A 20,809-nucleotide genomic window follows, 5' to 3' on the forward strand; every position below is an offset into this window, starting at 1 on the left:
CCCTTAGGGAAGTAAAAATTACAGCGCCTTCATAGAACCTTTCGGCAGGACGGCAGCCACGAAATCACGTTTAATAACCACTTCAGTAGTGTCGTTCAGCGCAATCGCAATGTAGCCGGTTTCTGCCACTTTGGTTACGCGACCCACCAGGCCACCATTCGTCAGGACTTCATCACCTTTGGAGATAGAATCCATCAGCTTCTTATGCTCTTTTGCACGCTTCTGCTGCGGGCGCAGGATCATGAAGTAAAAGATCAGGCCGAAGACGACCAGCATGATCACCAGAGAATACGGACTTCCCTGAGACGGTGCGCCTGCTGCAGCCACAGCGTCAGAAATGAAAAAGCTCATTAAATTTCCCTCATTGATGAATTATCAGACGTTAAAGGCGGAACCGCTTTGCCCGTCCGTTGGTAGAACTCGCTAACAAAGCGCTCTAATTTACCCTCTTCGATAGCCTGGCGTAAACCCGCCATCAGACGCTGGTAGTAGCGCAGGTTATGAATCGTGTTGAGACGCGCGCCCAGTATTTCGTTACAGCGATCAAGATGATGCAAGTACGCGCGGCTGTAATTGCGACAGGTGTAACAATCGCACTCTGCATCCAGCGGCGAAACATCATCTTTATGCTTGGCATTGCGAATTTTTACCACGCCATCGGTCACAAATAAGTGGCCATTGCGCGCATTGCGCGTTGGCATGACGCAGTCAAACATATCCACGCCGCGACGTACGCCCTCGACCAGATCCTCAGGTTTACCCACGCCCATCAGGTAACGCGGTTTATCCGCTGGGATCTGCGGGCAAACATGCTCAAGAATACGGTGCATATCCTCTTTCGGTTCACCGACCGCCAGGCCGCCCACAGCGTACCCATCAAAGCCGATCTCTACCAGACCTTTCACAGAGACATCACGTAAATCTTCGTAAACCGAACCCTGAATAATGCCAAACAGCGCATTTTTGTTACCCAGGCTGTCAAAACGGTCGCGACTGCGTTGTGCCCAGCGCAGAGACATCTCCATGGAGCGCTTGGCATAATCCCAGTCCGCCGGGTACGGCGTGCACTCATCAAAGATCATCACGATGTCCGATCCCAGGTCGTACTGGATCTCCATCGATTTTTCCGGATCGAGGAAGATAGAATCGCCGTTGATCGGGTTGCGGAAATGGACGCCGGCTTCGGTGATCTTACGAATATCGCCCAGGCTGAAGACCTGGAAGCCGCCGGAATCGGTCAGAATAGGGCCTTTCCACTGCATAAAATCATGCAAATCGCCGTGCAGCTTCATGATTTCCTGGCCGGGACGCAGCCAGAGGTGGAAGGTGTTGCCCAAAATAATTTGCGCGCCGGTTTCCTGCACTTCTTCCGGCGTCATGCCCTTCACAGTGCCATAGGTGCCCACGGGCATAAAGGCCGGGGTTTCCACCACGCCACGATCGAAAATCAGACGACCGCGACGCGCGCGACCGTCTGTGGTATCAAGCTCAAATTTCACAAGACCTCCATCGGAGAAACAGTCCGATGTTCAAAGTAAACAGATCAGGCGCCCACTTTTTCCAGCAGCGCCTGGGGGTTTTTGCTGATAAACATCGCGTCGCCGTAGCTGAAGAAACGGTATTCTTCCGCCACCGCCGCACGATAAGCAGCCATCGTGTGCTGATAACCGGCAAAGGCCGAGACCAGCATGATCAACGTCGATTCGGGCAAGTGGAAATTGGTGATCAGCGCATCAATTACCTGATACTCATAGCCCGGATAGATAAAGATTTGGGTGTCATCAAAGAATGGCGCAATCAGCGCATCCTGACTGGCTTTGGCTGCGCTTTCCAGCGAGCGTACCGAGGTGGTGCCTACCGCCACCACCTTGTTGCCGCGCGCTTTGCAGGCCAGCACCGCATCCACCACCTCCTGCGGCACTTCCGCATATTCGGCGTGCATATGGTGCTCTTCAATCGTCTCTACGCGTACCGGCTGGAACGTCCCTGCCCCAACGTGCAAGGTGACAAAAGCCATCTCAACGCCTTTGTCTTTTAGCGCCTGAATTAAGGGTTCGTCAAAGTGCAGGCCGGCGGTCGGTGCCGCCACGGCGCCAGGGCGCGCGCTGTAGACCGTCTGGTAAAGCTCGCGATCCGCTTCTTCATCCGGGCGGTCAATGTACGGCGGCAGCGGCATATGGCCTACGCTGTTGAGAATGTCCAGCACGGCACGATCGTCTTCGAATGCAATCTCGAACAGCGCATCGTGACGCGCGACCATCGTGGCTTTCACGCTCTCATCGTCGCCCAGCAGCAATTCTGCGCCTGGCTTCGGCGCTTTGGACGCCCGAACGTGTGCCAGCACGCGCTTGTCATCAAGCATGCGCTCTACCAGCATTTCAATTTTGCCGCCGCTTGCTTTACGCCCGAACACCCGGGCCGGGATCACGCGCGTGTTGTTAAACACCAGCAGATCGCCAGGCTGAAGCTTGTCCAGTACATCGGTAAAAACGCCATGGGCCAGCGCCCCGCTCGGGCCGTCCAGCGACAGCAAGCGACAACCGCTACGCTGCGCCTGAGGGTAATGGGCGATAAGGGATTCGGGCAATTCAAAAGCAAAATCGGCGACACGCATGAAAGACTTCTTACTCAGAAAAACAGGCGGCACAGTTTAGCGGAAAATCGAACAATTCTGAACAACTGGCTGCGCAAAGCGAGTTGCGCTTATAATAGCGCATGAATTTTCTTGCTCATCTTCACTTAGCCCATCTTGCAGACAGCTCACTCCTCGGCAATCTGATGGCGGATTTTGTTCGCGGTGCGCCGCATCAACACTGGCCCAAACCGGTGGCCGACGGCATTCTGATGCATCGCCGGCTTGATGTCATGACCGATGCCCTGCCGGAAGTGCGTGAGGCACGCCAGCTTTTTCGGGCAGAAACCTACCGCGTTGCGCCCATTACGCTGGATGTCGTTTGGGACCATTTTCTGGCGCGTCACTGGGATCGCTTCCATCAGGCGCACTCGCTAAAACAATTTTCGGCCAACGCCGAAAGCGAAATTGTTCCGCAGCTGGCTGCCACACCCGACGAATTTAAAGCGCTCAATGCCGTAATGTGGCGTGAACGCTGGTTCGAACATTACGCCGACCCGGAACGTCTCGAACGGGTACTGAATGGCATGGCGAGCCGTCGCCCCAGGCTGGCCGCCCTGCGCGACTCTTATCACGATTTTACGGCGCATTACTCCGCGTTTGAGGCCTGCTTTTTTCAGTTTTATCCGCGTCTGATGCAGCTGGCAGCCGATCAACAGTTGTAACCTTCCCCTGACGGCGTCAGGTTTGTGAGCGCATTTCATCGCACCACAAACCTGTAACGCTGAAAAAGCGCGCAGTCAGTAGCACGGCCGTATTGCCATTGGTTCCGGTCTGCGGCTTAATAAGTCTTGCTTAACTATGATTCACGATGCTCTCACTGTCAGACCGCCTGTTCAGGCGCTTCCTTTATCCGATATGTTTTAAAAATCATAAGAGGGAAACATGTCATCCGCTTCGCATTCTGAGATTGACGCGCGCTATCATTACGCCTGCGAAATCGCCCGTGCGGCCGCAAGCCGCGCCTGGTCATGGTATCAACAGCGTCAAAAACTGGTGGTGGAACATAAGAGGGACCTTCAGGATGTGGTCAGTGACGCTGACCGCAACGTTGAAGAATTAATTAAGTCACTGATTTCGGAGCGCTATCCTGATGATGCCGTTCTGGGAGAAGAGAGCGGCGGTGACACTCAGGGTGCCCGTATTGTATGGGTGATCGATCCCATCGATGGCACCGCCTGTTTTGTGAACGGGTTGCATAACTGGTGCGTATCGCTGGCAATTGTTTGCGACTGTGAGCCCGTCGTGGGCGTGATTTGCGATCCCAATCATCACGAACTGTTTCATGCCCGCAAAGGCAGTGGTGCCTGGCTCAACGATACCCGACTTGAGGTGCATAAAGCCCAACAGCTTAATGAGGGCCTGCTGGGAATCAGTAATTCCAGTCGGATTCCCGGAGAGCACGTGACGCAGCTCATCGATGCCCTGCTCAGGCAAGGCGGGATGTTTATTCGCATCGGCTCCGGCGCGTTAACCAGTGCCTGGGCCGCTGCAGGTCGCTTGATTGGCTATTATGAAGCGCATATGCATCCGTGGGACGGCCTGCCGGGCATCGTATTGATGCGCGAGGCCGGTGGGGTGACTAACGATTATATGCGCAACGACGGACTGAAAAAGGGCAATCCTGTTTTGCTGGCGAATGCGGTAATCTATCCGCAAATTAAAGCGCTGCTCGCCACGCACGAAATTGAGGATTGATGATGTCTGCCTACCTGCCCCGACATTGGTTTATGCTCTGCACTTTTTGGCTCCTGGCGGGGCCGCTGTACGCCGCCCCCGAGTACCAACTTGAGAAAGTCGTGGAGCTGAGCCGACACGGGGTACGTCCGCCGACGCCGGGTAACCGCACAGAGATTGAAGCGGCAAGCCAGCAGCCGTGGTACGTCTGGAGCACGGCGGACGGCGAACTGACGGGCCATGGCTACAGCGCGGTCGTCAATAAGGCCCGCTGGGAAGGCGACCACTATCGCCAGTTGGGTTTACTTAACGCAGGTTGCCCTGACGCGAAGGCGATCTATGTCCGTGCCAGCCCGCTGCAGCGCACGCGGGCGACTGCCGAGGCGTTGGTGGATGGCGCGTTTCCCGGCTGTGGCGTGGCGATTCATACCGTTGCCGGCGACATCGATCCTCTCTTTCAAACCGAGAAACTGCCCTTTGCCCATACCGATCCCCAACGTGAACGAGAGGCAAAACGTGACGCGGCCGGGGATTTAGCGCAGCGTCAGCAGCAGCTTCAGCCCGCGATCACGCTGCTTAAACAGTCGGTATGCCGGCCCGGCAGCGATTGCCCCTTTTTCGATCGTCCGTGGGCGTTGAAACAGACGAAAAGCGGAAGCGTCTATGTTGAGGGCCTTAGCGCCATGGCCGCCATGGTCGAGACGTTGCGTTTGGGCTACAGCGAGAACCTCCCTTTCGCGAAACTGGCATGGGGACACATCACCTCTGCCCGGCAGATCACCGCTCTGCTTCCTCTGCTCACCACTAATTATGATCTCAGCAATGACGTGCTCTATATGGCACAACGTCACGGTTCCCTGCTGCTGTCCCAGATGCTTGAGGCCATTAAAGGTAACGACCCTGACGTGCGCTGGCTGCTTCTGGTGGCACATGACACCAACATTGCGATGGTGCGCCGCTTAATGGGATTTGAATGGCAACTGCCTGGTTATACGCGGGGCAATATCCCCCCTGGCAGCAGTCTGGTACTGGAACGCTGGCGCGACAGTAAGACGCATCAGCGCTTCCTGCGCCTCTATTTTCAGGCACAAAGTCTGGACGGCCTGCGTCAGTTACAACCCGTGAACGACAGCCATCCGCTTTTACGTCAGGAGTGGCGGCAGCCCGGATGTCAAATCACCGCAGTCGGGACGCTGTGCCCGTTGCAGGCTGCCCTGACGCAGTTGGGTAAACACCTGGATAACGACGCGATGGCTCCGGTCAGCATGATCTTGCCGCCTTCGGGCTAATGAACCCAGACAGGCCGGGCGTTTACGCTGATGCGCGCGCTGGCATTTGTCTTATTTTACGGCAACTTATTTAACGGGGATGCATTTTGCATTAGCATGATTTTGTCAATCATCCCTCTGTTTGTTTCACTTGCCCTGTCCCGTTTCGGCGAGTCATTTCGCCGATTTTATTTTGTGTTGCCGGTCATTATTGGCTGTCCCAACCCCGCACATATCGGGACCGGGACAGCAAGCGTGGGTTATTTGCGCACCAGCTTATAGCCCAGCAACAGCACCACGATCCATACCATCCCGACATACAGCGAAACGCGGGTATCCGGGAAATAGCCGATCAGGCCAATGATGAAACATAAAAACGCCACGCCTGCGCCTGCCGTCCAGCTTCCACCGGGCAAGGCAAAGGTTAACGTCCGGGCGGCCGCTTTGCCGATCTTGCGTCGAAACGCCATCTGCGACAGCAGAATCATGATCCAGACCCAAACGGTGGCAAAGGTCGCCAGCGAGGCGATAACCAGAAAGACTTTTTCTGGCATCAGGTAGTTGAGATACACCGCAATCAACATGGCGAACATCATCACCACCACCGTCACCCAGGGAATACCGCGTTTAGAGACCTTCATAAACATTTTGGGTGCATGGCCCTGCTGAGCCATGCCGTGCAACATACGCCCCACGCCGAAGACATCGCTGTTTATCGCCGACAGCGAGGCGGTCAGCACAACAAAATTCAGGATGGACGCGGCGGCGGCAATGCCCAGATGCTGGAACGTCAGAACAAACGGGCTGCCGTTAGTGCCGACCTGATTCCACGGGTAAATGGACATGATGACAAACAGCGTGCCCACGTAAAACACCAGGATACGCATCGGAACCGAGTTGATAGCGCGTGGGATAGAGGTTGCCGGATCTTTGGCCTCACCCGCCGTAATACCGATGATTTCAATGCCGCCGTAGGCAAACATCACCATCTGCAGCGACAGCAACATCCCAACGATACCGTGGGCAAAAAAGCCGCCATTGGTCCACAGGTTATGGATACCGGTCGGTTGGCCGCCGTTGCCAATCCCCCAGACGATCATGCCAAACCCGGCCAGAATCATCACAATAATGGTCGCGACCTTAAAGAAAGAGAACCAGAACTCCACCTCACCAAACACCTTCACGCTCATCAGATTGACCGCGCCGATGATCAGCACCACGCTCAGCACCCAGATCCAGTGCGGCACCTCCGGAAACCAGACGCCCATATAGATCCCGAACGCGGTGACATCGGCAATGGCCACGATCAAAATTTCAAAGCAGTAGGTCCAGCCGGTGATGTAACCCGCCATTGGCCCGAGATAATCCTGCGCATAGCGGGAAAAAGAGCTGGCCTGAGGGTTATTGACCGACATCTCCCCCAGCGCGCGCATGATGATGTACGCCACCGCACCGCCAATAATATAGGCCAGCAGCACGCTGGGGCCCGCCATTTTGATGGCGTCCGCCGAGCCGTAGAACAGCCCGGTGCCGATCGCCGATCCCAGCGCCATAAAACGGATGTGGCGCGTGCTCAGTCCGCGTTTGAGCTTGTTGGTTTCTTGCATAACAACCTGTACCTGTGAAATGAAAAAACCACGGGCAAGCCCGTGGTTAAAGAAGAATCGATCTTAGCCGTTACGAGTGAACCGACACCTGTTCAGCCCCTTTTAACCGATCAACCAGCGCCACAATCAGCAACATCACCAGTGATGGCGGCAACCAGGCAAGGCCCTGGTCGGCTAACGGCAGATGCTGACTCAATGCGGGTAACGCTGCTGTAAACCCGGTGGTTTTGATGGCGTCAAGGATACCAAAGAGCAGGCTGACCAGCATAGTCGGCGCGATAATACGGCTGCTTTTATTCCACCAGTTCAGCGTAAAACTCAGCACGACCAGCACGATACAAGGCGGATAAATAGCCGTCAGCACCGGAATCGAAATCTGAATCAGATGGCTCAGCCCCAGGTTCGATACCACCATCGAGAACAGGCCCAGTACAAAGACCAGCGTTTTGTAAGACAAGGGCAAATACTGCGCGAAAAACTCTGCGCAGGCACAGGTCAGCCCGACCGCGGTCACCATACAGGCAATAAAAATCAGGGCGGCAAGGAAGAAGCTGCCCATATCACCAAAGGTCTGCTGAACGTAAGCATGGAGAATTGCCGCACCGTTGGCATTCTGATCCACTAATGCACCACTGCCTGCGCCCAGTTTAAACAGACTAAGGTAAACCAGGGTCAAACCAATGCCGGCGATAACCCCGGCTAAAACCGTGTAACGGGTTAACAGCGCCGCATTATCAATCCCGCGCGAACGTGCGGCGTTAACGATGACAATGCCGAAGACCATTGCGCCCAGCGTATCCATGGTGAGATAGCCGTTAACAAAACCACTGGAAAATGCGGCGCGCTGATAGTCCGCCGTCGCAGGAATCGTTCCTCCCGCCGGCCACAGCAGAGCCGCGACGCCCAGCAGCGTCAGGGCTGCAATTTTTAGCGGTGCCAGAAAATGGCCGACCGTATCCAGCAATTTCCCCGGATAGAGGGAAATCACCATCACCAGCACAAAGTAAATCAGGCTGTAGATAAACAGCGGCAGCTCGCCATCGCCGGTAAGTGGAGCAATGCCCACCTCAAATGAGACCGTGGCGGTACGCGGCGTGGCAAAAAGCGGCCCTACCGCCAGGTAGCAGACCGTGGCCAGAACCACACCCGCAACTTTGCCGATGGGCGTGCTCAGGGCATCAATCCCGCCGCCGACGCGCGCAAGCGCGATCACGGTGATAACGGGCAGACCGACTGCGGTAAGCAGAAAACCAATAGCGGCCACCCAGACATGTTCGCCTGACTGAATACCCACCATGGGAGGAAAGATGATGTTACCCGCACCAACAAACAGGGCAAACGTCATGAAGCCCAGCGCGAGAATGTCTTTAACGGTTAAACGATGTGTCATACGGCCTGTCACTGATGTTGCGATGAAAGATAAGTTTGCGTTGCCCCCTCGCTGCGTTAATACAACGACCGACCAGATGATGACAGCGCATTATGCGCAGCGTCTGGTTTAGCGCAGGTGATTTAAGCTGCTTTTTTTCTGTTCACAGAGGGATAAATCGACAACGGCGGTAAGTAAAACGTTTATAGCGAAGAAAGGCAATACGGGATCGGAAAACCAGAGGGTTATTTCGCAATTTGAATCAATATTAGAGGATCACATCAATATTCTCTGCAACAGCATCAGATGATGTGCTTTAAAAATAAACAAGCGATGGTAAATATCAGCATAAATGCGGGTTTGTATGCACAAGTGGCGCATTTATTGCGCCACGCTGCACACATTCCGCTATCACCAGACCTGATTCGCGACGTTCACGACCAGTCGAATCTTCTGCCACTGCTCTGCTTCGCTCAGGCTGTTGCCCTCTTCCGTCGAGGCAAAACCACACTGCGGACTGAGGCAAATCTGATCGAGGCTGATGTACTGGGTCGCTTCCTGCAGGCGCGCTTTCACCTGTTCGGCATCTTCCAGTTCACCCACCTTCGTGGTAATTAAGCCAAGCACCGCCTGCTGATGGCCGGGCTTGATGAACCGCAGTGGTTCGAATCCGCCAGAGCGATGATTGTCGTATTCAAGGAAAAACGCATCCACATTCACGGAGCCGAACAGGATCTCGGCCACCGGTTCGTAGCCACCTTCAGAAATCCAGGTGGAGCGGAAATTGCCACGGCACACATGCAGGCCTACGGTCAGGTCGGCCGGTTTCCCTTCTAACGCCTTATTCAGGACGCGCGCGTAGGTGCGGGCCAGCTGGTCTGGATCGTCGCCACGTTCGCGGATCTCCCGCTTTTGATCGTCTGAACAAAGGTAGGCCCAGACGGTATCGTCCAGCTGTAAGTAGCGACAGCCCGCGTCGTAAAAAGCTTTGATCGCCTCTTTGTAGGTCTGTGCCAGATCGTCAAAGTACACATCGAGATCGGGGTAAACGTCAGCGTCGATGACTTTTCGGCCGCCGCGAAAATGCAGCACGCTCGGGCTGGGAATCGTCATTTTGGCTACCGCATCACCTGCTACGCTCTGCAGGAAACGAAAATGATCCAGCATCGGATGCCCGTCAAAACCCAGTTTGCCGGTGATTTTTACGCCGTGCGCTTTCGTCTGCACGCCGTTGAACTGAATGCCCTGCTCGGCTTCAAAATGCTCAACACCTTTCAGACCGTAGAAAAAGTCAAAATGCCACCAGCCGCGGCGAAATTCGCCATCGGTCACGACCTTAAGGCCATTTTCACGCTGCTTCGCGACCACGTCCCGAATCGCGTCGTTTTCAATATCGCGCAGTTCATCAGCGTCGATCTCACCCGCATGAAATTTTTCGCGGGCATGCTTAATAGCGGCGGGACGAAGAAAGCTGCCAACGGTGTCGGCGCGAAACGGGGCGGTTTGTCTTTGCATGATCACTCCTGGTCACCGGCCAGATAATTTCGGGCGGGAATAGTTACACAATGTTATTTTAGCCTTCCAGATGGCTAAACGTCTGGATGTAGATTCCCACGCGATGTGCTCACGTGCAAACGAATAATATTCACTTGAGATGAAATAATTTCATGTTGCGAGGCCGGATTCTGACTGTGCTCCCCTTGAGGTTTGCACCGAGGCAATCGGCGGGAATTTATGCCCCTGATGCGGCACAGGTCCCCGCCAGCCATGCGGCAGGAACGGGAAAACATGGGCGAAGGCGGTAACCCCTTCGCCTGTGGGCGAGCGGGGAAACTTACCGGAGGGAGGCGCGCGCCAGGTTCATTTGCGTTTCAGACAGCGGCAGATAGCCGGCCTCGATGACGCGCTGCTGCCCTGCACTAGACAGAACCTGTTCCAGAAAGGCGGCTAACAACGGCGGCAAGGGCTTACCTGGCACTTTATTAACGTACAGATAGAGCGGACGTGCCCAGGGATAGCGACCGCTGCGGATGGATTCAGGATCAGGCGCAACGGCTTCCCCCCTTTTTGTGATAACCGGCAGCAGTTTTACCCCACTCAGGTGAAAACCGAAGCTGGCATAACCGATGCTGCGCGGATCCCCGGCGACCGCCTGTACCACCGCCGCCGAGCCGGGAAACTCCGCCACGTCGTTGCGGAAATCGCCCTGACACAGCGCCTGCTGCTTGAAGAATCCCCATGTGCCGGAGGCCGAGTTGCGGCCATAGCGCTGGATAGATCGCTGCTGCCACTCAGCCTGATGCAGACCCAAATCGCCCCAGCGTTCGGGCACCTGGTTTGCGCCACACAGACGCGTGACGGAGAACAACGCATCAAGCTGGTGGGGATCGATGGACGTCAGCGGATTGCGCTGGTTGACCACCACCACCAACGCGTCCATCGCTACCGGCACGGCCAACGGAGGATATCCGTATCGCGCCTCAAACGCCTGGCGCTCATCCGCCTGCATGGGACGGCTCATTGCCCCTAACTGGACGGATCCGGCTGTCAGCGCGGTTGGCGCCGTTGAGGAGCCCGATGCCTGAACCTGCACATTTACCCCGGGTGACTGACGGCTAAAGTCATCGCCCCACAGGGTCATCAGATAGCCGAGCGTGTCCGAGCCTGCGCTGCTGAGATTGCCTGAAAGCATCACAGGCTGTGCCTGCACCAAGGCAGGCAAGAGAGAAAAGAACAGCAAAAAAAGAAGGCGCATCGTTCCGGTCCGTCAGCAGTTAATGAACCGCATTCTCCTGCATCCCGTTAGTCACAATCAACCGTGGTGCCAGGGTAAAGGTAAAACAGGTTTCCTGGTGCGGGATGCTGGTGATCTCCAGCCGCGCATTGTGATGGCTGAGCGCATGCTTCACGATGGCCAGCCCAAGACCGCTGCCGCCGGTCGCACGTGAACGCGCTTTATCCACCCGATAAAACCGCTCTGTCAGGCGCGGGATGTGCTCAGGTGGAATGCCGGGGCCGTTATCACAGACTGTAAATACCGCGCCCTGCTTGCTGCGCAGCCAGCTGATATCAATGCGCGTCCCCTCGGGCGTGTGGTTCACCGCGTTGTAGACCAGGTTGGAGATAGCACTGCGTAATTGTTCATCATTGCCAAACACTTTCAGGTGAGGATCGGTATGAAAATGGATGGCGTGACGTCCGCCGCTCAGGGTTTCAGCTTCATGCTGCAGGAGTTTGAGCATAACCGGTACATCAACCTTTTCTTTCAGATTAATGGCCGGAGCCGCCTCGATGCGCGACAGCGTCAGGAGCTGTTTGACCAGGCTATCCATTCGCCGGGTTTGCTCCGACATGGTGTGCAACGCTTTGTCCCGTGAGCGCTGATTCATGACGGAGTCATTCATCATTTCCAGATAGCCCTGAAGCACCGTTAAAGGCGTGCGCAGTTCATGGCTGACGTTGGCAAAGAAGTTTCGCCGTGCCCCTTCAAGCTGATGCATCTGGGTTACGTCGCGAGCCACCATCAGCCACTGGCCTTCGCTGTAGGGCATCACACGGAATTCCATGTGGTGCTGGTTATTCAGCACCAGCGTAAGCGGCTTATCGAAATCACGTTGCCGCAGATAGCGAGAAAATTCAGGATAACGCAGCAGATTAAGGATATTTTGCCCGTTATCTTCTGGCCAGCGCAGCCCCAGGTGCTGCTGGGCCAGGCCGTTGCACCAGAAAATAGTGCCCTCTTCGGTGGTAAGTATCACGGCGTCCGGCAGCGACTCCGCGCCGCTGCGAAACCGCTTAATCAGATTACCTAATTCGCGCCGCCGCCGCCGGTTGCGCAGTTGCATTTGATACAACCCGTAAAACAGCGGTTCCCAACTGGCCTGTCCGGACGGTGGCGTCATCGTGCGATCCAGCCACAGCCAGTGAGACAGGCGCATCAGGTTGTAAAAATGCCACAGTAAAATACCGACTACGCTCAGTAACAGCAGCCACGGCAAATAGCCGAACAGCAGGCCGAGCACCAGCGCAGGCAGACACGCCAGCACCAGTTCGGACAGTAATCTCTTCCAGGAGAGGCGTTCCAGCACGGTTAAAGCTCCGTTTAAAAGCGGGCAGAGAAACGATAACCTGTTCCGCGTACGGTTTGTACCATGCGATCGTGGCCGGTCAGTTCCAGCGCCTTACGTAAACGACGAATATGAACGTCAACCGTACGATCTTCAACATAGACGTTAGTGCCCCAGACATGATTGAGTAACTGCTCACGGCTGTAAACACGTTCAGGATGGGTCATAAAGAAATGCAGCAGCTTGTATTCTGTCGGCCCCATTTCCAGCGGTGTGGTTTCTGACATCACGCGATGCGAAGAGGGATCCAGGCTCAGGCCCTGCATTTCGATCACATCTTCTACCGCCATCGGCGAAATACGACGCATAACGGCTTTAATTCGCGCCATCAGCTCTTTCGGGGAAAACGGTTTGGTGATGTAGTCATCGGCACCGACTTCCAGTCCGCGTACCCGATCTTCTTCCTCGCCGCGCGCGGTGAGCATCATGACCGGTATATCACGCGTCATGGCTTCACGCTTAAGATGTTTAATAAATTGTATGCCGCTGCCGCCGGGTAACATCCAGTCCAGCAGGATCAGGTCAGGCCAGGGTTCAATCAGCTTGCTGACGGCGCTGTCATAATCTTCTGCCTCAATCGGCTGATAATCGTTTTGTTCCAGTACGAAACATAACATTTCACGGATTGGAGCTTCATCTTCCACAACTAAAATGCGCTTAGCCATTATTACTCCTGCAGGTAGGACGGCTTTCACTGATATTTGCGGCGCCATTATGCGTCAGTTTTGTGACACTTTTATGAAAAAGTTAGCCATAAAAACCGGCCTGCAACAACCATTTATGACAACATGACGACATGTTTTGTGGCTTTAGTGACTGAGCCAGTATAATTGCCGGGCAAATCGATTTGGCAGGGAGTTTTATGCGCATTATTCACACCGCGGACTGGCACCTGGGGCAGTTCTTCTATAACAAGAGCCGCGCCGCCGAGCACCAGGCCTTTCTTGACTGGCTGTTAATACAGATCGAACAGCATCAGGTCGATGCGCTGATTGTGGCGGGTGACCTGTTTGATACCGGTACGCCGCCCAGCTATGCGCGTGAAATGTTTAACCGCTTCGTGGTGGCGTTACAGCCCAGCGGCTGTCAACTGGTGGTGCTGGCGGGCAATCATGACTCGGTGGCAACGCTGAATGAATCGCGCGAACTGCTGGCCTGTCTGAACACCCGGGTCGTTGCCACGCCGCAGGAGAGTGACGACGTCATGATCCTGACAACCCGTCAGGGTGAACCCGGCGCGCTGCTGTGCGCGATTCCCTATCTGCGCCCGCGCGACATTATGCGCAGCCAGGCCGGTCAGTCTGGACGGGATAAACAGCTCAGCCTGCTGGAGGCCATCAGCGCCCATTATCAGCGCAGCTTTGCGGCGGCACAGGCGCTGAACATGTCCCTGCCGATCGTGGCGACCGGCCACCTTACCGCCCTTGGCGTCAGCAAAAGTGACTCCGTGCGCGATATCTACATCGGCACGCTGGATGCGTTTTCTGCCTCGGCGTTTCCGCCGGCCGATTACATCGCCCTTGGACATATTCATCGCGCTCAGCGCGTCGCGAACAGCGACCATATTCGCTACAGCGGCTCCCCTATTCCGCTGAGCTTTGACGAGCTGGGCAGCGAAAAAAGTGTCTGTCTGCTGACTTTCAGCCCGCGCGGCCTGGAAACCCTGACCCTGCCGGTTCCCACCTTCCAGCCGATGCAGATGCTTAAAGGCTCCCTGGCGCAAATCAGTGAGCAGCTCGCCCACCTTTCCCCTCCCAGCGGAGAGAAGCCGGTCTGGCTCGATATAGAAGTCACCACCCAGGAGTACTTAAGCGATCTGCAGCGCCAGGTTGAAGCGCTGACGGCAGATTTACCGGTGGAAGTACTGCTGTTACGCCGCAGTCGTGAACAGCGCCAGCACAGCCTGGCGCAAACGGATAACGAAACCCTGAGCGAACTTAAGGTCGAAGAGGTTTTTGCCCGACGCCTGGCGCTTAATGAGGAGCTTGATGACAAGCAGATCGCCCAGGTCACGACCCTGTTTAAGCAGACGCTGGCCGACCTGGAGGCGAACCCATGAAGATCCTCACGCTGCGATTCAAAAACCTGAATGCGCTGAAAGGAGAATGGTTTATCGATTTTCGCACCGAACCTTTCGCCAGTAATGGTCTGTTTGCCATTACCGGCGCGACAGGTGCCGGTAAAACCACCTTACTGGACGCTATCTGCCTGGCGCTGTATCACCAGACGCCGCGCCTGGGTGCGATTTCTCAGGGCCACAACCCGCTGATGACGCGCGACTGCGCCGAATGCCTGGCCGAAGTCGAGTTTGAAATCAAAGGCGAGGCCTGGCGGGCATTCTGGAGCCAGAACCGCGCACGAGGCACGGCCGACGGCAAACTGCAGGCTCCCCGCGTCGAGCTGGCTCGCTGCGCAGATAATCAGATCGTTGCAGACAAAGTGGGCGACAAGCTCAAGCTTACCGAAACGCTTAGCGGCCTGGATTTTGAACGTTTTACCCGTTCAATGATGCTGTCACAGGGCCAGTTCGCCGCATTTCTTAACGCCAAAGCGAATGAGCGCGCAGAGCTGCTGGAAGAGCTGACCGGAACGGAAATTTACGGGCTGGTTTCCATGGCCGCGTTTGAGCGCCATAAAGAAGCCAAAAATGCGCTGGAACTGATGCGCAGTCGGGCAGACGGCATGGCACTGCTTGATGAGGCGACCCGCGCCGGGCTGCAGCAACAGGAGGCAGCCCTGACTGAGGCCGAGCAGCAACTCAGCCGTCAGTTTGACACCGCTCAGCGGCAGCAGCAGTGGCTGCAGCTGGCACAGCAGCTGAGCGCGGATGCTGAACAGGTGAACGCCGCCCGTCAGGCCGCCGACGCGGCGAGTCAGGCGGCAGAGGCCGATCGCCAGCGTCTGGCACGAAGTGAACCGGCAGAAAAACTGCGCGGTGCGCTGCAACAGCGCGACAACCTGCAGACTGAACGCACGGAGCTGCAACAGCGTCAGCAGCAGTTAAACCAGCAGATGCAGGCGGCGGCCCACGAGCAGCAGCAGTTGCAGCAGCGTTATCAGGAAACCGAAGCGGCGCGCGAACAGGTGCGTTTGCAACAGCACCAGCAGGAAACGCTACTGAGCGGACAGGTTATTCCACTCGATCAGGCGCTCTCGGCCCTGCAGCAGCAAATTCAACAGCTGCAGCATGAAACCGCACAGCAGCAGGCGAGCTGTACGCAGCGTGAACAGGCGATGCAAACCGAGCAATATAAGGTCAGCGATCTCCAGCAGGCGCTGGCACAGCAGCAGTCGCGTCGGCAACAGCTGGCGGATATGCCGGTTTGGGGCGAAAATCTTCCGCTGTGGCAGGACCGCTTTGCTCAACTGGCCCGCCATGAAACCGATCAGGCGGCGTCGGCGCAGCAGATTCAGCAACAGGCACTGCAGCTTCATCAGCGCCAGCAGCAGGTCGAACAGCTGCAACAACAGCTTGCGCCATTGAAGCAGGCCGGGCAGCTTACGCAGCAGACCTTGTCTGACGCTGAGCAAGCACTAACATCGCTTCATAAGGCGCATCCTCCCGAAGCCTTGCGTCAGGCCTTAAAGCAGTTAACTCAACAGCGTGACGCACGTCAGACGCTGACGTTACTTGCAGCCCAGTGGCAGCCGCTACATCAGCAGCGCGGTCAGTATGAAAAACGGTTACAGGATCTGGAAAAAGCCTGCCAGCAGGCTGAGGCTGAATTACTGATGCTGCGGGAAACATGGAAGCGGGAGAAACAGCAACTCACCGATGTGGAGAAGATTTGCCAGCTTGAAAGCCATATTGCCGATCTGGAAGAACACCGGGCGCGGCTGGAGGCCGGGCAACCCTGCCCTTTATGCGGCTCCTGCGAACATCCCGCGGTTGAAACCTACCGCACGCTCGAAGTCAGCGCCAACCAACAGCGCAAAGCCGTGCTGCAAAAACAGGTGGAAGCGCTGAGCGAAACCGGTACGGCCAAAAATGAGCAGATAAAACACCTGAAGGGCCAGCAGCAGTCTCTGCGCGACGAGCTCGCCAGTATAATGCAGCAGCTGGATGCATTGACCCAGCGCTGGCAGGCACTGAGCGGTGAGCTTGCGCTTACCTTCACTCTGAACGACACCGACGCCCTGGACCACTGGCTGCAGGCGCAAAGCCGTCAGGAACAGGCATTAACTTCGCAGACAGAGACGCTGGAACACGCCGAGCGAACGTATCAGGCGGCAAAAGAACAGCATCTGCAGCAGCAGCAGACACAGCAGCAACACCAGCAAACGCTGCAGTTGGCGCAACAGCAGTTGGAGAACGAACACCAGGCGTTACTGACTATACAGCGCCATCACCAACAGGCTCAGGCGAATGCTCAGCCGCTCCAGGAGGGGCTGGCGCAACAATTCGCAGGCTTCGGCCTGACGCTGCCTGACAGCGCACAGCGCGACAGCTGGCTGGCTGAACAGCAACAGCGCTGGCAGCAGTGGCAGGAAAGTGAGCGGTTGCTTGCTAACTTGCAGCCTCAGTTGGCGCGTGCGGAAAGCCAGGCTGACGCCCTGCGCCAACAGCTGCAGCTTGAGCAGCAGCGCCTGAATCAGCAGCAGCAGCAGCTCGCCGCACTGGACCAGCAATACCGCGAAAAACGTCAGCAGCGTGAGGCGTTGTTTGGCGATCGGGATGTCATTCAGGCCCGTCGGCAGATGCAGGAGAGCGTCGAGCATCATGAGGCGCAGCTGACGCAGCAGCGTGAACGGCTGCAGCAGTCTCAGGCTGAAGCCAGCCGCCTCCACGGCCAACTGACGTTGCTGGAGAGCCAGCTACACAGGTTGGGCACTCGCCTGACGGACGCTGAGCAGCACTTCAACGCTGCGCTGGCTGCGGCGGAATTCCCGGACGAGGCGAGCCTGCGGGCCGCGTTGCTTGACGAGCATGAAGCGCAGCAGCTTCGCCAGCGACTGCAGCAGATCGATCAGCATCTGCTCCATCAACAATCCCGCCTGGCAGAGCTGCAGCAACGGCTGGCAACCCATGAGCAGGCTAAACCCGATAAGATGCCTGAGTCCGCCGATGCACTGACCACACAGCTGGAAGCGTTGCGGCATTCCCTGAGGGAGAACGCCAGTCAGCAGGGACAACTGCAGCAGCAGTTGCAAAGCGACGCCAGCCTGCGGACCCAGCAGCAAACGTTGCTGGCACAGATTGCGCAGGAGGAAACCACGCTGGCGCAGTGGGCGTTGCTTAACGATCTGATCGGCTCGGCGACCGGGGATAAATTCCGGCGCTTTGCCCAGGGACTCACGCTCGATCACCTGGTGGCGCTGGCTAACCGCCAGCTGGATCGTCTGCATGGTCGCTACCTTTTACAGCGCCGCGCCATCGATGCGCTGGAACTGGACGTGGTGGATACCTGGCAGGCGGACAGCGCACGCGATACCCGCACGCTGTCAGGTGGAGAAAGCTTTCTGGTGAGCCTTGCGCTGGCGCTGGCGCTGTCCGATCTGGTCAGCCATAAAACGCGCATCGAGTCATTATTTCTTGATGAGGGTTTCGGCACGCTGGACGCAGAGACGCTGGATACCGCCCTGGATGCGCTGGATGCGCTCAATGCCAGTGGAAAAACCATTGGCGTGATCAGTCACGTCGAGGCGATGAAAGAGCGCATTCCGGTGCAAATTAAGGTCCGCAAAATGAATGGCCTGGGTTACAGCAAACTTGAATTGCCGGGTACGTAAGAGGTTAATTATGTTGAGATGTACAGGAATCATGGCGGCCACGATGCTGCTGCTGGCAGGATGCAGTCATCATCCTGAGGCTTCCGAAGCGCAATGCGCGTCAGGCCTGCCCCAGGCGCAGTGCCAGGACGTGAACCGCTATATTCGCGAGGTTAACGCGTCCGTCATGCGCAATTTTCACAATGCGAAAAACTATGTGGGCCAGCGTTGCCTGGTGACGGCACAGCGTCGCCCGGATGGGCGCTATAACGTGATGCGAACGGAAGGAAATGAGTCGCTGTGCCTGAAGGCCTGGCAGAGCGTCAGCAGCGCGCGGGATATGCCTTTGCCTCCACCGCACGCCCCACAGCAGCTCGTCTTTGCCTTCGCGCCGGTTCGCTGAGCCAGCCCTGTGCATCCTTCAGTATGTTGCACAGGGCCGCAGGCCACGGCGGCGTTTATTCCGGCCACAGCCAGGCCGCGCCGCGCACACCACTTGAATCCCCGTGCATCGCTTTCAGCACCGGCGTTTCACACTCGCCGCCAAAAACCCATTTCTTCATCAGCGTGGGCACCGTCTGGTACAGGCGGTCCACGTTGCTCATGCCGCCGCCCAGCACAATCACGTCGGGATCGATCAGGTTGACAACCTGAGCCAGGGATTTTGCCAGACGGATTTCATAGCGGCTCATTGCCAGGGCAGCCACGGGATCCTGCTGCTCCAGCAGTTTGACAATCTCAGCGCCTTTGCGCGCCACACCGCTTAACCGCTGATAGTCGATAGCAAAGCCGGTACCGGAAACAAAGGTTTCAATGCAGCCCTGCTGGCCACAATAACAGGGGACTTCCGCGCGGTAACGCAACTCGTCTTCATCCATCCACGGCAAAGGATTATGACCCCATTCGCCCGCATTGCCGTTGCCGCCAATGCGTGACGCGCCGTTTATCGCTACGCCTGCGCCCGAACCGGTGCCGATGATTACCCCAAACACCAGTGCCTGCCCCGCGCCTGCGCCATCGACCGCTTCGGACACGGCCAGACAATTCGCGTCATTGGCTATGCGGATGTCACGATTCAGCGCCTGCGCCAAATCTTTATCCAGCGGCTGACCGTTTAGCCAGGTGGAGTTCGCGTTTTTCACCCGCTGCGTATAGGGCGAAATCGTGCCCGGAATACCTAAGCCTACCGTCCCGGTTTGGCCGGTTTTTTCTTCGGCGAGGCGGACTAAATCAACGATGGCCTGCACGGTCGCCCGGTAGTCGTCACGGGGCGTGGAAATCCGATGGCGAAACAGCTCTTTTCCCTCGCCGGACAGCGCAATCACTTCTGTTTTGGTGCCGCCCAAATCAATGCCTATGCGCACGGTTTATTCCTCATTATTCGTTAGGGTGTTTTCTACACTAAAAGGCGAATGCCTGAAAGGCAATGAAACCGCTCCGATGTTTCGCTATCATGCGCACACTTAGTGAGATTTGTGCGCCCGATCGCGCCACGGTAAGGAATCCCGATGTTGTGGTTTAAAAATATGATGGTTTATCGTCTGAATCGTGACATTCCGTTGTCCGCAGACGACATGGAAAAACAGCTGGAGGCTTTCACCTTCTCGCCCTGCGGCAGTCAGGACATGAGCAAGACCGGGTGGGTGGCACCGATGGGCAATCGCAGCGATGCCCTGACCCACGTCAACAACGGTCAGATTGTCATTTGCGCGCGCAAAGAAGAAAAAATCCTGCCCTCTCCGGTCGTGAAGCAGGCGCTGGAGGCCAAAATCGACAAGCTTGAGGCAGAGCAGAGCCGCAAGCTAAAAAAGACGGAAAAAGATTCGCTGAAAGATGAAGTGCTGCACAGCCTTTTACCGCGTGCGTTCAGCCGTTTCAGTCAGACCTATATGTGGATCGACACCGTGAACAACCTGATCATGGTGGACTGCGCCAGCGCTAAAAAAGCCGAAGACACGCTGGCTCTGCTGCGTAAAAGCCTGGGTTCGCTGCCAGTTGTGCCCCTGACGCTGGAAAGTCCGATTGAACTTACCCTGACCGAATGGGTGCGTTCCGGGGATGTTCCGGCCGGTTTTGCCCTCATGGACGAAGCCGAGCTCAAGGCCATTCTGGAAGATGGCGGCGTGATTCGCTGCAAGAAACAGGATCTGGTGTGCGATGAAATTGCCAACCATATCGAAGCCGGTAAGCTGGTGACCAAGCTGGCGCTGGACTGGCAGGAGCGTATTCAGTTCGTATTATCCGACGACGGCTCGGTGAAACGCCTGAAGTTCAGCGATACGCTGCGTGACCAGAATGATGATATCGATCGGGAAGATTTTGCGCAGCGTTTTGATGCAGACTTTATTCTGATGACCAGCGAACTGGCGGCCCTGACCAGCAATCTGGTTGAAGCGTTAGGTGGCGAAGCTCAGCGTTAA

General features: G+C 56.4%; 17 protein-coding genes. 7 read left to right on the top strand and 10 right to left on the bottom strand.

Annotated features, from left to right (window positions below):
- Positions 1-18: 18 nt before the first annotated feature.
- From yajC to queA, 3 genes are read right to left on the bottom strand one after another with little or no spacing between them, the layout of a single operon-like run.
- Positions 19-351 carry a preprotein translocase subunit YajC gene (gene yajC / locus PAGR_RS16610; RefSeq protein WP_006117993.1) on the bottom strand — a complete coding sequence of 111 codons (333 nt, stop codon included), beginning with the start codon at positions 349-351 and terminating at the stop codon, positions 19-21.
- Positions 351-1,499, bottom strand: a complete 1,149-nt coding sequence (gene tgt, locus PAGR_RS16615; RefSeq protein ID WP_013024854.1) for a tRNA guanosine(34) transglycosylase Tgt — start codon at positions 1,497-1,499, stop codon at positions 351-353. The genes yajC and tgt overlap by 1 nt, the downstream gene beginning before the upstream one ends.
- 44 nt (positions 1,500-1,543) lie before the next feature.
- Positions 1,544-2,614, bottom strand: a complete 1,071-nt coding sequence (gene queA, locus PAGR_RS16620) for a tRNA preQ1(34) S-adenosylmethionine ribosyltransferase-isomerase QueA (protein ID WP_014606452.1) — start codon at positions 2,612-2,614, stop codon at positions 1,544-1,546.
- A 101-nt stretch (positions 2,615-2,715) separates the two neighbouring features.
- On the opposite strand from queA, the gene PAGR_RS16625 reads away from it, so the two are divergent.
- From PAGR_RS16625 to PAGR_RS16635, 3 genes are all read left to right on the top strand, one after another.
- Positions 2,716-3,297 carry an acyl carrier protein phosphodiesterase gene (locus tag PAGR_RS16625; protein WP_014606453.1) on the top strand — a complete coding sequence of 194 codons (582 nt, stop codon included), beginning with the start codon at positions 2,716-2,718 and terminating at the stop codon, positions 3,295-3,297.
- Between the two features lie 220 nt (positions 3,298-3,517).
- Positions 3,518-4,330, top strand: a complete 813-nt coding sequence (locus PAGR_RS16630; protein WP_014606454.1) for an inositol monophosphatase family protein — start codon at positions 3,518-3,520, stop codon at positions 4,328-4,330.
- Positions 4,330-5,598 carry a histidine-type phosphatase gene (locus PAGR_RS16635; RefSeq protein WP_014593057.1) on the top strand — a complete coding sequence of 423 codons (1,269 nt, stop codon included), beginning with the start codon at positions 4,330-4,332 and terminating at the stop codon, positions 5,596-5,598. Before PAGR_RS16630 ends, PAGR_RS16635 begins: the two co-directional genes overlap by 1 nt.
- A 239-nt stretch (positions 5,599-5,837) precedes the next feature.
- On the opposite strand, the gene proY is transcribed toward PAGR_RS16635, so the two are convergent.
- The 6 genes from proY to phoB form a co-directional block, all read right to left on the bottom strand.
- Positions 5,838-7,184 carry a proline-specific permease ProY gene (gene proY, locus PAGR_RS16645; protein ID WP_013024849.1) on the bottom strand — a complete coding sequence of 449 codons (1,347 nt, stop codon included), beginning with the start codon at positions 7,182-7,184 and terminating at the stop codon, positions 5,838-5,840.
- A 70-nt stretch (positions 7,185-7,254) separates the two neighbouring features.
- The gene (brnQ, locus tag PAGR_RS16650; protein WP_014593055.1) at positions 7,255-8,574 is read right to left on the bottom strand and encodes a branched-chain amino acid transport system II carrier protein; all 1,320 of its coding nucleotides are present in this window, start codon (positions 8,572-8,574) and stop codon (positions 7,255-7,257) included.
- Between the two features lie 390 nt (positions 8,575-8,964).
- Positions 8,965-10,068 carry a cobalamin-independent methionine synthase II family protein gene (locus PAGR_RS16655; RefSeq protein WP_014606455.1) on the bottom strand — a complete coding sequence of 368 codons (1,104 nt, stop codon included), beginning with the start codon at positions 10,066-10,068 and terminating at the stop codon, positions 8,965-8,967.
- Positions 10,069-10,387: 319 nt separating this feature from the next.
- A complete protein-coding gene (locus PAGR_RS16660; protein ID WP_014606456.1) occupies positions 10,388-11,308 on the bottom strand; it encodes a PstS family phosphate ABC transporter substrate-binding protein in 921 nt (306 codons plus the stop codon).
- 19 nt (positions 11,309-11,327) lie between these two features.
- Entirely contained in the window at positions 11,328-12,641 is a 1,314-nt protein-coding gene (gene phoR / locus PAGR_RS16665; protein WP_013024845.1) for a phosphate regulon sensor histidine kinase PhoR, read from the bottom strand.
- Positions 12,642-12,655: 14 nt separating this feature from the next.
- Positions 12,656-13,345: a phosphate response regulator transcription factor PhoB gene (gene phoB, locus PAGR_RS16670; RefSeq protein ID WP_014606457.1), complete on the bottom strand. Its 690-nt coding sequence runs from the start codon at positions 13,343-13,345 to the stop codon at positions 12,656-12,658.
- 197 nt (positions 13,346-13,542) lie between these two features.
- On the opposite strand from phoB, the gene sbcD reads away from it, so the two are divergent.
- The 3 genes from sbcD to PAGR_RS16685 are packed head-to-tail and all read left to right on the top strand — an operon-like array spanning position 13,543 to position 18,792.
- A complete protein-coding gene (gene sbcD, locus PAGR_RS16675) occupies positions 13,543-14,739 on the top strand; it encodes an exonuclease subunit SbcD (RefSeq protein ID WP_014606458.1) in 1,197 nt (398 codons plus the stop codon).
- Positions 14,736-18,410: an AAA family ATPase gene (locus PAGR_RS16680; protein ID WP_014606459.1), complete on the top strand. Its 3,675-nt coding sequence runs from the start codon at positions 14,736-14,738 to the stop codon at positions 18,408-18,410. Before sbcD ends, PAGR_RS16680 begins: the two co-directional genes overlap by 4 nt.
- A gap of 10 nt (positions 18,411-18,420) precedes the next feature.
- A complete protein-coding gene (locus PAGR_RS16685; protein WP_014606460.1) occupies positions 18,421-18,792 on the top strand; it encodes a cell envelope integrity TolA C-terminal domain-containing protein in 372 nt (123 codons plus the stop codon).
- A 55-nt stretch (positions 18,793-18,847) separates the two neighbouring features.
- Here the strand turns inward: PAGR_RS16685 and mak are convergent, their stop codons facing one another.
- A complete protein-coding gene (mak, locus tag PAGR_RS16690) occupies positions 18,848-19,753 on the bottom strand; it encodes a fructokinase (protein WP_013024840.1) in 906 nt (301 codons plus the stop codon).
- A 144-nt stretch (positions 19,754-19,897) separates the two neighbouring features.
- Here mak and rdgC point away from each other — a divergent pair, with 144 nt between their 5' ends.
- A complete protein-coding gene (gene rdgC / locus PAGR_RS16695) occupies positions 19,898-20,809 on the top strand; it encodes a recombination-associated protein RdgC (protein ID WP_013024839.1) in 912 nt (303 codons plus the stop codon).

The organism is Pantoea ananatis PA13 (assembly GCF_000233595.1).
Taxonomy (GTDB): domain Bacteria; phylum Pseudomonadota; class Gammaproteobacteria; order Enterobacterales; family Enterobacteriaceae; genus Pantoea; species Pantoea ananatis.

What these genes read in the sequence shown, in the direction of transcription:
- PAGR_RS16655 (WP_014606455.1), bottom strand. Translation starts at nt 10,068, where the DNA reads ATGCAAAGACAAACCGCCCCGTTTCGCGCCGACACCGTTGGCAGCTTT.
- rdgC (WP_013024839.1), top strand. Translation starts at nt 19,898, where the DNA reads ATGTTGTGGTTTAAAAATATGATGGTTTATCGTCTGAATCGTGACATT.
- PAGR_RS16680 (WP_014606459.1), top strand. Translation starts at nt 14,736, where the DNA reads ATGAAGATCCTCACGCTGCGATTCAAAAACCTGAATGCGCTGAAAGGA.
- PAGR_RS16635 (WP_014593057.1), top strand. Translation starts at nt 4,330, where the DNA reads ATGATGTCTGCCTACCTGCCCCGACATTGGTTTATGCTCTGCACTTTT.
- PAGR_RS16625 (WP_014606453.1), top strand. Translation starts at nt 2,716, where the DNA reads ATGAATTTTCTTGCTCATCTTCACTTAGCCCATCTTGCAGACAGCTCA.
- PAGR_RS16630 (WP_014606454.1), top strand. Translation starts at nt 3,518, where the DNA reads ATGTCATCCGCTTCGCATTCTGAGATTGACGCGCGCTATCATTACGCC.
- sbcD (WP_014606458.1), top strand. Translation starts at nt 13,543, where the DNA reads ATGCGCATTATTCACACCGCGGACTGGCACCTGGGGCAGTTCTTCTAT.
- proY (WP_013024849.1), bottom strand. Translation starts at nt 7,184, where the DNA reads ATGCAAGAAACCAACAAGCTCAAACGCGGACTGAGCACGCGCCACATC.
- brnQ (WP_014593055.1), bottom strand. Translation starts at nt 8,574, where the DNA reads ATGACACATCGTTTAACCGTTAAAGACATTCTCGCGCTGGGCTTCATG.
- phoB (WP_014606457.1), bottom strand. Translation starts at nt 13,345, where the DNA reads ATGGCTAAGCGCATTTTAGTTGTGGAAGATGAAGCTCCAATCCGTGAA.
- PAGR_RS16685 (WP_014606460.1), top strand. Translation starts at nt 18,421, where the DNA reads ATGTTGAGATGTACAGGAATCATGGCGGCCACGATGCTGCTGCTGGCA.
- PAGR_RS16660 (WP_014606456.1), bottom strand. Translation starts at nt 11,308, where the DNA reads ATGCGCCTTCTTTTTTTGCTGTTCTTTTCTCTCTTGCCTGCCTTGGTG.
- yajC (WP_006117993.1), bottom strand. Translation starts at nt 351, where the DNA reads ATGAGCTTTTTCATTTCTGACGCTGTGGCTGCAGCAGGCGCACCGTCT.
- queA (WP_014606452.1), bottom strand. Translation starts at nt 2,614, where the DNA reads ATGCGTGTCGCCGATTTTGCTTTTGAATTGCCCGAATCCCTTATCGCC.